Source organism: Nocardia sp. NPDC004123 (genome assembly GCF_053603795.1).
The window spans coordinates 97,759-111,801 of record NZ_JBSGGG010000003.1; the positions used below are offsets into that span (position 1 = coordinate 97,759).

The 14,043-nt window shown below is 61.9% G+C and carries 14 protein-coding genes; 12 read left to right on the plus strand and 2 right to left on the minus strand.

Going from position 1 to position 14,043, the window contains the following annotated elements; all coding sequences use genetic code 11:
- The first annotated feature begins 19 nt into the window (after window positions 1–19).
- From ACWEQQ_RS04885 to ACWEQQ_RS04940, 12 genes are all read left to right on the plus strand, one after another.
- Window positions 20–154: an HNH endonuclease gene (locus ACWEQQ_RS04885; protein ID WP_452347425.1), complete on the plus strand. Its 135-nt coding sequence runs from the start codon at window positions 20–22 to the stop codon at window positions 152–154.
- Between the two features lie 116 nt (window positions 155–270).
- Window positions 271–441, plus strand: a complete 171-nt coding sequence (locus ACWEQQ_RS04890; RefSeq protein ID WP_452347176.1) for a hypothetical protein — start codon at window positions 271–273, stop codon at window positions 439–441.
- A 196-nt stretch (window positions 442–637) separates the two neighbouring features.
- Complete coding sequence (locus ACWEQQ_RS04895; protein WP_452347177.1) at window positions 638–1,909, plus strand: FAD-dependent oxidoreductase; 1,272 nt, start codon at window positions 638–640, stop codon at window positions 1,907–1,909.
- A 1,397-nt stretch (window positions 1,910–3,306) separates the two neighbouring features.
- A complete protein-coding gene (locus ACWEQQ_RS04900) occupies window positions 3,307–4,539 on the plus strand; it encodes a cytochrome P450 (protein ID WP_452347178.1) in 1,233 nt (410 codons plus the stop codon).
- Between the two features lie 97 nt (window positions 4,540–4,636).
- Window positions 4,637–4,948 (plus strand): EthD family reductase, encoded by a 312-nt coding sequence (locus tag ACWEQQ_RS04905; protein ID WP_452347179.1) that lies wholly within the window; start codon window positions 4,637–4,639, stop codon window positions 4,946–4,948.
- A gap of 123 nt (window positions 4,949–5,071) precedes the next feature.
- Entirely contained in the window at window positions 5,072–6,232 is a 1,161-nt protein-coding gene (locus tag ACWEQQ_RS04910; RefSeq protein ID WP_452347180.1) for an amidohydrolase family protein, read from the plus strand.
- Complete coding sequence (locus tag ACWEQQ_RS04915) at window positions 6,232–6,642, plus strand: hypothetical protein (RefSeq protein ID WP_452347181.1); 411 nt, start codon at window positions 6,232–6,234, stop codon at window positions 6,640–6,642. The genes ACWEQQ_RS04910 and ACWEQQ_RS04915 overlap by 1 nt, the downstream gene beginning before the upstream one ends.
- Complete coding sequence (locus tag ACWEQQ_RS04920) at window positions 6,642–7,532, plus strand: cupin domain-containing protein (RefSeq protein ID WP_452347182.1); 891 nt, start codon at window positions 6,642–6,644, stop codon at window positions 7,530–7,532. The genes ACWEQQ_RS04915 and ACWEQQ_RS04920 overlap by 1 nt, the downstream gene beginning before the upstream one ends.
- A gap of 119 nt (window positions 7,533–7,651) precedes the next feature.
- Window positions 7,652–9,178: an FAD-dependent monooxygenase gene (locus tag ACWEQQ_RS04925; RefSeq protein ID WP_452347183.1), complete on the plus strand. Its 1,527-nt coding sequence runs from the start codon at window positions 7,652–7,654 to the stop codon at window positions 9,176–9,178.
- A gap of 330 nt (window positions 9,179–9,508) precedes the next feature.
- Complete coding sequence (locus ACWEQQ_RS04930) at window positions 9,509–10,195, plus strand: isochorismatase family protein (RefSeq protein ID WP_452347184.1); 687 nt, start codon at window positions 9,509–9,511, stop codon at window positions 10,193–10,195.
- A 13-nt stretch (window positions 10,196–10,208) separates the two neighbouring features.
- The gene (locus ACWEQQ_RS04935; protein WP_452347185.1) at window positions 10,209–11,084 is read left to right on the plus strand and encodes a polysaccharide deacetylase family protein; all 876 of its coding nucleotides are present in this window, start codon (window positions 10,209–10,211) and stop codon (window positions 11,082–11,084) included.
- Window positions 11,085–11,123: 39 nt separating this feature from the next.
- Window positions 11,124–12,029, plus strand: a complete 906-nt coding sequence (locus ACWEQQ_RS04940; RefSeq protein WP_452347186.1) for a bifunctional 5,10-methylenetetrahydrofolate dehydrogenase/5,10-methenyltetrahydrofolate cyclohydrolase — start codon at window positions 11,124–11,126, stop codon at window positions 12,027–12,029.
- A 109-nt stretch (window positions 12,030–12,138) separates the two neighbouring features.
- Here ACWEQQ_RS04940 and ACWEQQ_RS04945 read toward each other — a convergent pair whose 3' ends face one another.
- Together ACWEQQ_RS04945 and ACWEQQ_RS04950 are read right to left on the minus strand one after the other, a co-directional pair.
- Window positions 12,139–12,354, minus strand: coding sequence for a hypothetical protein (locus tag ACWEQQ_RS04945; RefSeq protein ID WP_452347187.1), 216 nt, complete (start codon window positions 12,352–12,354; stop codon window positions 12,139–12,141).
- Between the two features lie 814 nt (window positions 12,355–13,168).
- Window positions 13,169–14,014, minus strand: coding sequence for an IclR family transcriptional regulator (locus tag ACWEQQ_RS04950; protein ID WP_452347188.1), 846 nt, complete (start codon window positions 14,012–14,014; stop codon window positions 13,169–13,171).
- Between the last annotated feature and the right edge of the window lie 29 nt (window positions 14,015–14,043).

Genomic DNA, 14,043 nt, shown 5'->3' on the forward strand with positions numbered 1-14,043 from the left:
GCCCACTGCAGAACTCGGAATACCCGGACCGCTTACGCCCCAATGGATTAACGCCATGGCGAATCGGCGCCGCAAGACCCTCGTGGTCTGCGCCGACTGCCACGGCCACATCCACACCGGGCACCCGACCGCAACCGCACCACTCACGCAGTAGTTCCACTGGAGAGCCGGATGATCGGGAAACCATCAAGTCCGGTTCGGCGGGAGGCCGCGCGGAAAAGGACCAGCCCACGGCTGGAACCTCGCCGCGCGGTCGACCCATCCTCGTGATTGACGGGCTATCACCGACTCAACCTGCGGTTCGAGCGTAAAGGCATCCACTTCCGCGCCTTCCTCACCCTGGCCGCGGCACTCACGTGGTACAAGAAACTCGCGAAGGCGAAATCGGCGACGTGGAACATCGTCTTAGTGCTCGAATTTGCCCGTGGTGACGACCCATAGTCTCGCCGGACGAGACTCTGGCTGTCGCGAAGTACACAGGACGAGCAGTATCAGGCCTGGAAGATCAGCAAGGCGGTGCTCCGGTTGGCCACGGACGAGGCCCGCTACGTGACGGCGCAGGTTTCCGCAGTTGACGCCGGGAAATAACCACACCCCAACACCCCCTGATCTACGGCCGTTAGGAGAGGAACAAGCGATGCACGTTGTGATCATCGGTGGAGGCATCGGTGGGCTGGCGCTTGCCCAGGGATTGCGCAAGCAAGGGGTGAGTTTTGAGATCCACGAGCGCGAGACGACGTTCGGCAGCCGATTGTCGGGCTACCGGATCGACATCGAGGAGATGGGTGCCCGAGCGCTAAAGGCTGTGTTACCGCAGGCCGCCTGGGATAGATTCCGAACCACCCGATATCGAGACGATGCGTTCGTGATCATGAACGATCAGCTAGGCACGCTGTTGCGGGTCGACGGGTCAGTGCGTTGGCCGAGTAATGGGGAGATTGGCGACCGCTACGGCATTGACCGCGGCGCACTGCGCACGGCGTTGCTAACGGGGCTGGAGGATGTCGTCCGTTTCGGCGCCGAGTTCACCCACTACACGCAAGAAACCGATGGTCGGGTGACCGCGGTGTTCGCCGACGGTACCCGGGCTACCGGTGACGTATTGGTCGGCGCCGACGGATCTACCTCGCGGGTTGGGTCGCAGTACCTGCCATCGGACGGGTTGATCTCGTCAGGCGTGATGTGTGTGGCACACAAGCTGCCGCTCGACGACCGGTCTCGGGCCTGGCTGCCTCCGGCTCTTTCCCACGGCGTGGCGCTGATCCTCGGCTCGACGCCGACATTCGGGTTCAACGCGGTGTTCGATCCGGTGCCGGAGAGCGGGTTCGAGCCGTATGTACTGCAGGCAATCTCGTGGCCGGTAGAGGGCGACCACGACAATCCCGAGGGTAGACCGGATGAGCTCGTGACCGCGATAATCGAGGAGAAGATTCGCGGTTGGCACCCGGATCTACGTCGGCAGATCCGCGAGTCCGACATCGGTGCTCGAGCTTCGATCATGCTTAAGTCCAGCCCGAAACGGGCGCCATGGGAGCCGAGTAACGTAGTTCTGCTCGGTGACGCGGTGCATTCCATGCCACCCACTGTGGGCCGTGGTGGGAACACCGCCCTGCGCGACGCGCACCACCTGGCCATCCAACTCGGCCGAGTCGCGCGTGGGACGGTCGGCCTCCTGCCGGCAGTCGGCGAGTACGAGAAGGACATGCGGGAGTACGGCTACGGCACAATCGACGAGTCGATGGAGGTCATCGACCGGTTCTCAGGATCTGGGACTGTGGGGTTGGCGTTGTCCCGGCTGAATTTGCGGCTGATCAACGCGATCGGGCCGCTGCGGGATCGGATCTTCGCCGGTCCGTCGGGGACCGGCCAGGCGCGGCCGTGGGAGCTCGCGGCCGACCGGCTCACGTAGGCCACCAAGCTCGAACAGGGCAACCGGTGACCAACCGCTGACCAAACCGGTGACGGCAGAGCGTTGCCGTCGGCAAACGTGGTGTTGCCGACGGCGACGCTCTTTCTAGGCAGCACCGCGATGTCGGCCCTTAATTAGGCTGTTATCCGCGTAACTCGCAGATGGCTGCGAGTATCGGCGGTACCTGCTGCTACAAATGCGACACCATCGATGTGCGGTGTTCGCCGCGTTGCTGCCGTTGGTTGGTCTGGTTCGACGGCGCGGGATTCCGCTCCGAGGAATATCGCCCGCCGAATCATCGACGCGATCTCCTGTCTCACGGATAACCGGCGGCACGCAATCTACGGACGATTTCCTGTCCTGGCGTACCCCATTCAATGCCTGATCTGGGCCAACGGCGCCTACGCAGGCGCACTGGTCAACCGGGCGAAATCCGTTCTGACCCTGACTATTCAGATCGTCAACCGCAGCAACGACATCTCGGGATAGGTGATTCCCCGACGTCGGGTCGTGGAAGGAACGCAACGGCTCGAACAGCCGCTATCTGTGCCGTTGTCGGTGTATCTCGTGCACGGGTCTAGCCCCGTATAAGGGGCCGCGCCGCTCAGCGGTCGAGCTGCTCGGCAGGACCAAGCGGAACTCGTGGGCCACCATGATGCGCTCGCTGACGAGATCAAGATTGCCTAACTGCGATTGGCCTCGCGATTCACCGACCCCTGCCGGCGGAGGTGAGTAGGAGCGCAGCTGGATCAGCGAGTTGCTGCACGCGTGCCTGTGCTCCTGACACTGAGAACGTCAGCCGCTGGGATGCTTGAGGTCGACGTCATCGAAGTGACCAGGTTGCAGGTGCTCGGGGATCCACCCACGCCATTATGGTCCGACCGGGCGGTCACGTAATACGGGAACGTTCCAGGCTCGGGCCTGAAGACCGCGCTGGCCCGCCGGTTCCGGCCGGCCTGAGCCTGCTCTCATTCCGGGACCGGTTTGCTGCCGCTGCTCGGAGATTCCTCATGATCGACGGCATTATTGCGATCTGCTCGTGCGGCGGACGCGGTACTATCGTGACACAGACTGACCCGCCGACGTGACATTGTCGCGCTTCGCGATCGTTGATGGTGCCCTTCCCGCGGTGGTCACTCTCGTGCCGATTCTAGGCTCCCGTTGCGGTGGCAAGGTATCGGTCACCAGTCGTCGACCCTCGCAAGGGTGGTCTCGTCACACGAGACATTGCTTGTTGCCGACTGAAGTGTGCGGCTACGTTCAGTTCAGCTCGAGTTAAACCAGGCGACGCGATGGCATTTCAATATTCAAGGTGTCGACAATCTTTGATCGGAGACGTTCGATGCCGAACTCTGGTATGCGATCGATGCAGAGTATCGGATGAGGAGATAGAAGCCATGGACGGAACCGCGCTTGAAGCCCAGGTGAAGCCGTCAGATTTTCCACGAGAGGAGAAGTATCGCGATCCGAATACCCCGCCGTTTCGCGATGAAAACGGTACTTACAACATCTTCAGCTATGCCGATATTCAGTCGGTTATCACTAATCGCGATCAAGCATTCTCGCGGGATCCATCACCGTGGCTTCCGGAGTCGGCTGATCGGCACCCGAGCCTCGAATTCATGTGGGTGACAGAGCCATTCACCATGAACGGCGAAGAGGGTCGCCATACTGCACTGAGGTCTGTGGTTGAGCCTTGGTTCCGGAATCGTTCAGTGCGATCCATGGAACCGGTGATCCGCGAGACCGTGGTCGAGTTGATCGATAAGATCGCTGCCGAGGGCGCCGGGCATTTCAACCTGGCCGAACTTGGCGCTGCAGTTTCGATGCGGGTCATCTGTCGGCTTGTCGGAATCGATCTGGACCAAGAGGGATGGGTTCGCGAGAAGCTCGACGAGCTCAGTCAGGCGGTAAGCTACGATCAGATTCCGCGGCAGTGGGACGCCGAGGCCTATTTCTGGCGATTGATAGCTAAGCGAATTATCAACCCGCAGGACGAATTGCTTGACCTCCTGATCGGTGCGTGGAAGGAAGGTGCCTTCAGTGACCGGGAGTTGATCGGCTATGTGTACGGATTCGTAGCTGCAGGCACAGATACAACGGCTACGAGTCTCGTGAATTCGCTTTCACTGCTGGCCGAGTTCGACCTTCTGGATTATGTCCGAGAGAACCTTGACGACATAGATGCGATGCGAAAGGTTGTCGAAGAGGGATTGCGATTCTTCACTTCCTTTCCGGTGAAGCCAGTCTTCGTCGTCAAGGAGGTGCAGTTCGGAGACCTGGTCGTCCCGGCTGGCAGCGTGCTCCAGCTCTGGTTCGTGGCAGCAAATCGAGACGAGGCGGTTAATGGCGGTGACGAGAATCAAGCTGAACCCAGCCGCTTCGATCCAAGCCGCTGGCCGAACCGGCATCTGTCGTTCGGGGTCGGCCGCCATCACTGCCTCGGCGCGGAGTTGGTGAGGCTCGAGACGCGGATTCTCCTGCAGGAGATCCTGAGCCGGCTGCCCGGTCTGCAGCTGGATCGCAGCAAGCCTTTCGTCCGATATGCGGCACTCGTCGACGGTGTCACCGAGGCTATTTTTACCTTCTCCGAGAAGCAGCCCGATTTGATTGAGAGTACATTGTCTTAATCGGGCGACATGCAGTAGGTGTGGTCTAGGCCTGCCGGAGACGATTCTCCGATGCTAGCTGATGATCAAAAGACAACTCCCCTGAAGGGACTCTTTTATGTACAAGTTCGTCGTCCTCTACTTCACGCCGAAGGACCCGGAGCATTTCAAGAAGCACTACGAGGAGATCCATGTGCCCCTAGGCGCGAGCCCCCGGATCAAGAAGCGTTGGTACACCTTCGACGTTCACTCTCTCGATACTCAGGTCCAGGAGACGGCTTCCAATGTCTTCTGCTATTACGAGGCGTTGTTCGAAAGCGAAGCCGAGTTCAATGAATTCATGAATGATCCTGCTGGCAAGGCGGCGGCGCAGGATACGGAGAACTTTGCCACGGGAGGGCTTTTGGCTCTCTACTTTTCTCAGCAGTAACAATCTGATTACGCAACATCAGAGTGCCATCACGAGTCCGTCTTATGCTAGGAAAACCAGCGCCTAGCGTCCGCAGATAAATGTATACATATCAGTTTGTCCCCGTATCCCGAAGAGGTGCACATGTTGGATGATGTCTTTGTGATCGATGCCGTGAGCCACGGCTATCACATCGCACCGGAGGTGTCGGCGGCCGGGATGGGGCCGGGCTGGGACGCCGAAGGGTGGGTGAACGCCGCCTACCAGATCTTCACCTCCACCCTGCCGGCGGGCTCAGTGCTGGAAATGCAACGCTGGATGCGCGGGGCGGACCCGGACCTGATCGCGCGCGCATTGTTCGCGGAAAGCCAGACTGACGCCACCATTTATCATGAGGTTCCCCTCGATCGAATGTTCTACGAAGACGGCACCTCGCCGATCTGGTGCGGCTCGGAGATGCGCGATCGTTGGCCGGGCCGTGTCGAGCTGTACGGCGGGGTAAGCCCGCTGCGTCCCGATGCCTTCGAGCGCGTCGACATGCTCATCGAGTCCTACGGCGTCAAGGGACTCAAGCTTTACCCAGTTGACCTCGTCGACGGCCAGGTGGCCGAGATCAGTCTGGCCGATCCCGAAGCGAGCTTCCCATTGTTCCAGTACGCGCTGGACAAGGGTATCAAGGTCATCGCTATACACAAGGCGGTGCCGATCGGGCCGACGCCGATCAAGCCGCTCGGGGTCAGCGATATGGATACTGCGGCACTCGCGTTCCCTGACCTGACCTTCGAGATCGTGCACGGGGGCTTCGCATTCCTCGAGGAGACCGCGCTCCAGCTCGGTTCGTTCCCCAATATCGTGGTCAACCTCGAAGCGACGACGCTGTTGCTGCCGAAGGCACCGCGGAAGTTCCTCCGGATCCTTGGTGAGATGCTCGCCAGCGGTGGCGGGGATCGCATCATGTGGGCGACCGGATGCATGGCTGGTCACCCGCGGCCGATGCTGGAGGCGTTCTGGGACTTGGAGATGCCTGAGGACCTGGTCGAAGGCTACGGCTATCCGGAGCTGACGAAGGAGATCAAGCGCAAGATCCTCGGGGAGAACGCGGCTCGGATCATCGGGCTCGACATCGACGAAATGAAGCGGACCATGGCCGGCGACGAGTTCTCCGAGCTGAGCGAGCTTGCGGCGATGTGGAGCGGGCCCTCCGCACAGGTGGACAAGGAGGCGTATCGGGCCGCCTGCGCCAAGGCCTACGCGGCAATGCCGGCTCCGTTCAACACGTCCCCCGCGCCGGTCAGCAGGCCATGATGGCTGAGCCGGTCACCGAAGCCCGCGTGCGGGCGCTGCTCAACGAAATCGTGGACCCGTGCAGTGCTGCTGCAGGGGCGCCGGCCGGTCTTGCCGATATGGGCCTCGTCCGGTCTGTGATCGTCGAGCAAGGATCTAGCGGCGCGACGATACGCGTGGTGCTGGGTATCACCGAGCCCGGGTGCCTGATGAGCCTGCCGTTTCAGAACAGCGCCCATCAGCGCCTCGACCACCTGGACGGTGTGGCCAAGGTGGAGGTGACCTTCGACCCCACATTGCAGTGGACCGAGGACGACCTCTCACCCGAATACGCGCGTCGACTGACCGAGGTCAGGCGTGCCCGCCGCGAGAGTTTGACGTTGGTGAAACTGTCGACGAGACCTGGGCTACCCGGTTTGAGAGGTAAGTAATGGAAAACCATCGTCGCGATATTCCGAATTGGTACAACATCGGCACCGTCGAATGGGGTGCGGTGCGGGGACCTCGAATCGCCAACGGCGTCGACGGCAAACTGATCAGCCGGTCCGAGGACGCCGACGGCAGCGCAACCCTGCTGCTGGAATTGCCGGCCGGCTGGCGGTTCAAGCAGCCTGCGGAGACCGGAACCTTAGAGATCTTTGTGACCGCCGGTGGTCTTTCGGTCGATGGTGAACGGGTGGGCACCGGTGGTTTCGTGGCGGTTCCCTCGGACTGCGGCACCGTCGAGCTGTCCTCGGAGTCCGGAGCGCAGCTGCTGGTCTTTTGGAACCCGCAGTTCGGCCGGGAAAACTGCTATCCGGACGGCGTACCACAGCGACGTGACACCTGGTCGGAACCCTGGCTCCCGGTCGACGTGCCGGGGATGCACGGGGTGTTCTACAAACCGCTTCGCTTTCCGTTCGTCGGAAACGAGGGGGAGTTCGGCTCCGACTGCGGAAGCCTGGTCTTGTTGTGCTCGCTGCCAGGAGTGTGCACCGCCGATCAGGAGCATCACGAGGATACCTGGGAAGAACTGCTGTGCCTCAGTGGCGATTTGTTCTTCGCCGGTCGTGGTCTGGGAGACGCCGGGACCGTGATCAACAATCCGGCCTGGTACGAGCATGGGCCGTACGGCACCCAGCGCGGGCAGTTCGCCATCAGCCAGGCGTTGAGGCCGTTGACCATCAACTTGACCCACCGGCCGGGTGGCCCGCAGGCCGTCGAGCATTACCGGGCGACGAACTCATTGTTCGCCCCACTGCTGACCACGGAGACCTGGGCTACTCGACCCGAGGCTGGAGCAATGCGGGACTTCGCCGCGGCCGAGGTCGGTGGCCGATGACAACACGATCCGCCGACCGGTTCGGTCCAGTAGTCACTGCAAGAGTCCGTTGTGAACAGTTGTCGGCGGCACGCGCGCTCGACGTTATGCGTATTCGTAGTATTTAGGAGATCATTGCGATGGAAACCTGCCAGGTAGTAATAGCCGGTAGCGGTCCGACCGGCCTGCTGCTCGCCGCGGAACTAGCGCTGGCCGGCGTAGATGTCGTCGTGCTGGAGAGGAACCCCGGGCGAACCGGGCATACCCGAGCTCTCCATATGCAGCCACGCACGGCGGAAGTGCTCGACTTGCGTGGCGTGCTCGACGGAGTGAAGCAGCGGGCGATTGCCCACCTGGCCGACGGATACTACGGTGGGGTGCCGGTTCCGTTGAGCTACGACGGCTGGTCGGCCCGTTATCCGAGCCTGTTGCGCATACCGCAGCCGCGGGTGGAGGAGCAACTCGAAGAGCATCTGGAGAAACTGGGTGTGCGAGTTCGGTATCAGGGCAAACTGACTGGCCTGGTACAGGACAGCGACGGTGTGACGGTCACTGTGAGTGGGCCGGACGGCGAGTACGAGATCCGCGCCGGCTTCTTGGTTGGTTGCGACGGGGGCGGTAGCGCGGTTCGCAAGCTCGCCGGCATCGAGTTCCCGGGTACCGATGCCCGAGCGTTCGGGGTCGCTGGCGATGTGGTGCTCAGTCGCGTACCGGAGGAGGTGTCGGCGCGGAACCACTCCGCGGTGGGTGTGTTCGGCCGCGCACAACAGACCCCGCGGTTCGTCGTCCTGATGGCACTGGACGAGCCCGGCCGTTACCGGGCCGGTTATGTCGATGGGAACATAGCGCGACGTCCTGAAGATCCCGACGAGCCGGTGACCAAGGAAGAGATGGCTGGCGCCCTGCATGAGCGCTTCGGCGATGAGATCGAGGTCGCCGAGCTGGTGTGGGGATCCCGGTTCACCGACGCCTGCCGACAGGTTGCAACCTACCGAGCGGGCCGCGTCTTCGTGGCTGGAGATGCGGCCCATATCCACCTGCCGGCGAGCAGCCAGGGAATGGGACTCGGCATCCAGGACGCGATGAACCTCGGTTGGAAGCTCGCTGCCTATATCAAGGGATTCGCTGGCGAAGAGCTGCTGGATACCTATCACACCGAACGCCACGTGGCGACCAAGCGAGTTCTTGAGTCAACCAAAGCCCAGGGGCTCATGACGCTGAACTCTAATCATCCGGGCGTGGACGGTATGCGTACGATGCTGATCGAGCTGATGTCGCTGCCCGAGGTGAACCGGCTCGTCGCGGGTATGCTCTCGGGCTTGGATATTCGCTACCCCGTGGGCGGAAGTACTGAGAGTGGAGCTCATGAGCTGCTGGGCACTCGGATGCCCGACATCGAGTTGCCTGCGACAGGGCAACAGACACGGTGGATGAGCAGCCTGTTGCACCGCGGTCACGGCCTGCTGCTCACGACGGATCCTGCCTTCGTCCGCACTGCGGCGCCGTGGTCCGACCGGGTCGACATCGTCGAACTGACGACGCTGCCGCTGCCGGGTGAACCTGCCGAAGCGCTTCTCGTCCGCCCGGATGGTTATGTCTGCTGGACCGCTCCTGGTCCGGATCTGGTGGCAGCGCTGACCACCTGGTTTGGTGCCCCGGCACAGTGATTCTGTCCTTGCGCAAGCTCAGACGAATTGGCGGGAGCCTTGCACCACTTAGCGATTGACGAACAGCGCTTGCTGGTCTTCGAGACTGAGCGGTTCACGATCCTCGTTCTACATGGGCTGCGCGCTTATTCCGTGCGCGGAATCACCGAACAGTTCAGCACGAACAACCGGGGCTCGAGTACCGCAGCCGAGACTCCCCTCTCCCGTCATGGAGGGGGGTCACGGCATTGACGGCGGCGGTTTGCTCCGGGGTATCGCCGAACTGGACACGCTTGCCTGGTATCAGAAGTCTGCCTCAAACACCGAGTCGCACAACTGGAGTTGCCTGAAATGGACCGAAAACCGTGGATCGATGTCATCCCGGATTCAGACGTCGCGTCCTTTCCACTGGGCGCCGAGCAGGCCGAGCGACCGATGAACGCTGGCAGTCGCCCGGCCTTGGTCGTGGTGGACATGACAGAGCATTGTGTCGAGGGCGCTGATCGAGACGGCGACGCTGGCGGGACTCGGGCCGTGGCAGCTATTCAGAGCCTCCTGCAGGTCGCCAGGCAGCGACGGATTCCAGTGTTCTTCACGGCGCTGTGGAGCGATCCCAATTACATGATTTCCCCAATCGAACGAGGACGGTGGAAGGTACCGGCCCGGACGGAGCCTGGTACCGGGTTCGTCCGGTCCGCGGGGGGCGCGATTGTAGCGGCGCTTTCCCCCGAGGCCGGGGAAATAATCGTCCACAAAGGAATGAAACCGAGCGGGTTCTTCGGCACGCCGTTGGCCACGTACCTCGTTCAGGCGGAGGTCGACACTGTCATCGTGGTAGGCATCTCGACCAGCGGCTGCGTGCGGGCAACTGCTTTGGACGCGTTCCAGCACAATTACCACGTCGTTATTCCCTTCGAATGCGTGGCAGATCGCAGCAAGATCTCACACTTGGTCACGTTGTTCGATCTGCACATGAAGTATGCCGACGTGGTGAGCCTCGCCGAGACAACCGCCTATCTCGACCAGCCCGAGGCTTGAAAGGGAGCACGGTATGACCAACGAAATCTATGACTACACGCCGATCACCGAGCGCCAACCGGTGCAGTGGCCGGACGGCAAACGAGTCGCTTTCTACCTTGGACTCAATATCGAGTACTTCCATCCCAACCTGACCGATGGTGGAGGACCGCGTAACTACGCCACCCGACAAGACATTTCGCCGTACCCCTATCCGAAGCAGCTGGGCTGGTACGAGTATGGGACGCGTGTCGGGATCTGGCGGATGATCGATCTCATGGATGATTGCGGAGTCAGGGCCAGCGCGATCACCAACTCCGAGGTGGTTACCCAGTATCCTCAGATCATCAAGGCGGGGAAGCAGCGCGACTGGGCCTGGCTCGGCCACGGACAGACGAACTCGGTAATGCACAACGGGTTCGGCGAGGGTGAAGAGGCCGCGGTCCTGGACGATATCGTCGCGACGTTCGGCTCGGCCGGCATCGCATTGCGTGGCTGGCTGGGTCCTGGCCTGACAGAGACCTTCGAATCGCCGAAGTTGTTGCGGGAACGTGGATTCGACTACGTTCTCGACTGGGTCAGTGACGACCGTCCCTTCGCGCTGCGCGAACCGGGCATGTATTCGGTGCCGTACAGCATGGATATCAACGATCTGGGTCTCTTTCTTTTGCATTCGACAACGCCGCGCGAGTACGAAGAGATCGTCCTCGACCACTTGGACGTGTTGCTTCGGGAGGGCGGCGGGGTGCTTGCGCTGCCGGTTCATCCCTATTCCGTGGGGGTGCCGTTCCGGTTCAAGTACTTCGAGCGGGTCCTGCGTGCCATCGCGGAACACCCGGATGTCTGGGTTACCACCAGCGACGAGATCGCTTCCCACTACCAGAAAACCGAGTCTGGCGTTGCGAGCTAAACGGAACCCGTCCCGTACCTCAGCAGAGGACGTAGTTTGGTGACTGCTCGAATGTTGCCGGGAAAACCGGTAGCGGACCACATTCTGGGTGAGGTCAAGGAACGCGTGCAAGCTTTACGCGACCGCGGGACTGTGCCCGGACTGGCCACTGTGCTGGTGGGCGATGACTCTGCTTCAGCGGGTTACATCCGGATCAAGCAGGAGCAGGCAGGGGGCGTGGGTATTGCCTCTCCGCATACTCACCTGGCCGCGAACACTACGCAGGAGCGACTCGTCGAGGTGATTCGTGGCTACAACGCGGATCCTGACGTGCACGGCCTGCTCGTCCAGTACCCGATCCCGGACCACCTCGACTACGACGCGGCGCTGGCCGAACTGGATCCCGACATGGACGTGGACGGCCTGCACCCGGTGAACATGGGCCGCCTCGCGATCGGGGCGCCCGGGCCGCTGCCGTGCACGCCCGCCGCGATCGAGGAAATGCTGGCCTTTTACCAGATCCCGGTAGCGGGACGCGAGGTAGTGATCCTTGGACGGGGTGTCACACTGGGCCGCCCGCTGGCGATGCTGCTCGCACAGAAACGTCCGACTGCGAACGCGGCAGTCACGCTGGTGCACACCGGGGTAAGCGACTGGGCACGCTATACGAAACGGGCCGAGATCGTGATTGCCGCGGCCGGTGTTCCAGGAATCCTTCAGCCCGAGCACATCACCCTGGGAGCGACCGTGATCGGCGCTGGGGTGCGCTATTCGGGCCGGACGTTACTGCCCGATGTAGACGAAGCATGCGAGGCTGTGGCCGGGGCCATTACTCCGCGAGTGGGCGGCGTCGGCCCGATGACCGTTGCGATGCTCTTCCGCAATGTGGTGGCAGCTGCTGAAAAGGGCATCGGGAGACATCCGGAGGAAAACCGGAGCGAAAGGAGTTACCGCTGCGCGCAGTAGCTCGGATGGTGTCGAGGCTGGCTTCGGTCGGTAAGAATGAGCGGCTGCGCGAATCATTGCCGAGAAGCTGCCGATCATGCCTGTGGTGTGATCAAGTGCGGTTGGACAGTCACACATTGGGTTGGTCGAAAAAACGGTCGCCCTGGTGAATGTCGTCGTTCGCGGCAAAAGCCGCAGCAGGCCCTATCCGCCGGCTGCCGACTGCAAGGAACTCCGCGCCCCGGTGGGCGGTGAAGTTTGGGAGGCCTACAGATCTCGCATCGAGCCGGAAGGTGTGCGAACTCTGGTCCGTGCGTCCGGGCAACTGCGGCAGGTGTTCGACCACCCTCGGACGATGACGTGGACGCCGGCGCCTCGCGGATCAATGTGATTATCACAGAGTACGGCGCAAGGCCGACTCTTCCGAGACCGTCGAGCCTCGACCAGCTGAGCCACACCGTAGCGCCGGCTGCGGTAGTGACCCTGCGATCTGAATAGGTGTCGCGGACCCGGAGCGTCCGGTAGCTGATCGACCCGAGCTGAGCCAGCTCGGCCTCAGTCACCCAGTCGAACACCCTGCTTTCGGACTCGATATCGAAGCGCCGTAGGGACATTCGCGAGCAGCGGCCGATATCTGTGCTTAAGGCGCCGACGTGGGACCACACAACCACACCGGTTTGTTGACCCCTCGACAAGGCGGTTGCTCCACGGTCAGCCGGATCGCAGTGTCTTCGAGGATCGGTATCCGCCCATCGTCCACGGCCCATGCCGAGCTGCGTTGCAACCTCGGGTGAAAGCGTGGTCCCGCGCCTGTGCGGTCGATGTCCAGTAAAGCCTTGTCCTGGCTTGCTGCTCTGCTGCGTCTATGTGGACCGCGACCACCTCTCGCCGTTCGGGATGCAGCGGATCCTGCTGGATCCAACGGCCCTCGGGAGGTTCAAGACCATCGAATTAGGTTGGCGTAGTGGACGATTGACATCATTCGCTGCGCTCATGCAGCAGTAATCCTGCTGATCGGGCGGATGCCTTCGACGAAACCTTTGTCGGCGGAGTCTCCGCGGAACATCCGGGGGAGCGAAGCGTGGCTGGTGGCACCCGGCTGAATGCCGCACAGCGCTCGATCAATTTGGAGTAGCCGCTCTCGTCTGGGGCGCGAAAATTCAATCATCTTGCTCGCCTGTGGGCGGCAGAGCAGTTGGTCTCACGACGCGGGACCGTCCACCACCGGCGATGAGCTGACCGTACGGCCCTTCAAGATAGCGCAGCTTGGCCTCGTACATGGCGCGGGCGAACGCGAACCCGACAGCGCGCAGCGCTGGTGCAAGGTTGGGTTCGACGAGTTGGTCGGACGGCATGCTCACCGACAACGCTCCGCGCGCGATGCCTTCCACGAAGATCGGGACGGCGAGACAGCTGGCGCCCAGTGTGGTTCCTTCATGGTCCTTCGCGAGTCCAGTGGCCCGGATCTGGGAGAGCTGCTCGTGAAGCACGTTTGGATCGGTCACTGACTGGTTGGTGAGCCTGCGCAGTGGGTGTGACAGCACGCTTTTCAGTGTCGCGGCATCCGCATGCGCCAGCAGCGCCTTGCCGCCGGCGGTGCACGTCATCGGCAGCCGCCCGCCGACGCGGGTCGGGATTTCGATACTGTTGTGACCTTGGAGCTTTTCCGCGTATACCACTTCCTTGCCGTCTGGGACCGCGAGATGCACTGTTGCACGGGTGGTTTCGTAGAGGTCTTCCATGAAGGGCAGCGCGACGGTACGCATATTGCTCTTGGTATGGACGAGTTCGCCGAGTTCGAACAGGCCGATTCCTGGGCGGTATCCGATCGGGCGTCGTTCGAGCAGCCCCAGCTCGACCAGCTCCTCGGCGAGCCGGTGCACTGTCGCCTTTGATAGTCCGGTCTTCGCGACGAGCAGCGTCAGGGTCAACGTCTGGCCATGCGGCCGGAATGCCTGCAATAGGTGAACGGCTTTCGCGAGCATGCTGTCTCGTTGCTCCGACATGTCTTGTCCTCGTTTCGTGCCTTCCAACC

Bases quoted from the DNA above. Each gene is read 5' to 3' on its own strand.
- ACWEQQ_RS04930 (WP_452347184.1), top strand. From the start codon at position 9,509: ATGGACCGAAAACCGTGGATCGATGTCATCCCGGATTCAGACGTCGCG.
- ACWEQQ_RS04900 (WP_452347178.1), top strand. From the start codon at position 3,307: ATGGACGGAACCGCGCTTGAAGCCCAGGTGAAGCCGTCAGATTTTCCA.
- ACWEQQ_RS04915 (WP_452347181.1), top strand. From the start codon at position 6,232: ATGGCTGAGCCGGTCACCGAAGCCCGCGTGCGGGCGCTGCTCAACGAA.
- ACWEQQ_RS04950 (WP_452347188.1), bottom strand. From the start codon at position 14,014: ATGTCGGAGCAACGAGACAGCATGCTCGCGAAAGCCGTTCACCTATTG.
- ACWEQQ_RS04910 (WP_452347180.1), top strand. From the start codon at position 5,072: ATGTTGGATGATGTCTTTGTGATCGATGCCGTGAGCCACGGCTATCAC.
- ACWEQQ_RS04895 (WP_452347177.1), top strand. From the start codon at position 638: ATGCACGTTGTGATCATCGGTGGAGGCATCGGTGGGCTGGCGCTTGCC.
- ACWEQQ_RS04925 (WP_452347183.1), top strand. From the start codon at position 7,652: ATGGAAACCTGCCAGGTAGTAATAGCCGGTAGCGGTCCGACCGGCCTG.
- ACWEQQ_RS04935 (WP_452347185.1), top strand. From the start codon at position 10,209: ATGACCAACGAAATCTATGACTACACGCCGATCACCGAGCGCCAACCG.
- ACWEQQ_RS04920 (WP_452347182.1), top strand. From the start codon at position 6,642: ATGGAAAACCATCGTCGCGATATTCCGAATTGGTACAACATCGGCACC.
- ACWEQQ_RS04905 (WP_452347179.1), top strand. From the start codon at position 4,637: ATGTACAAGTTCGTCGTCCTCTACTTCACGCCGAAGGACCCGGAGCAT.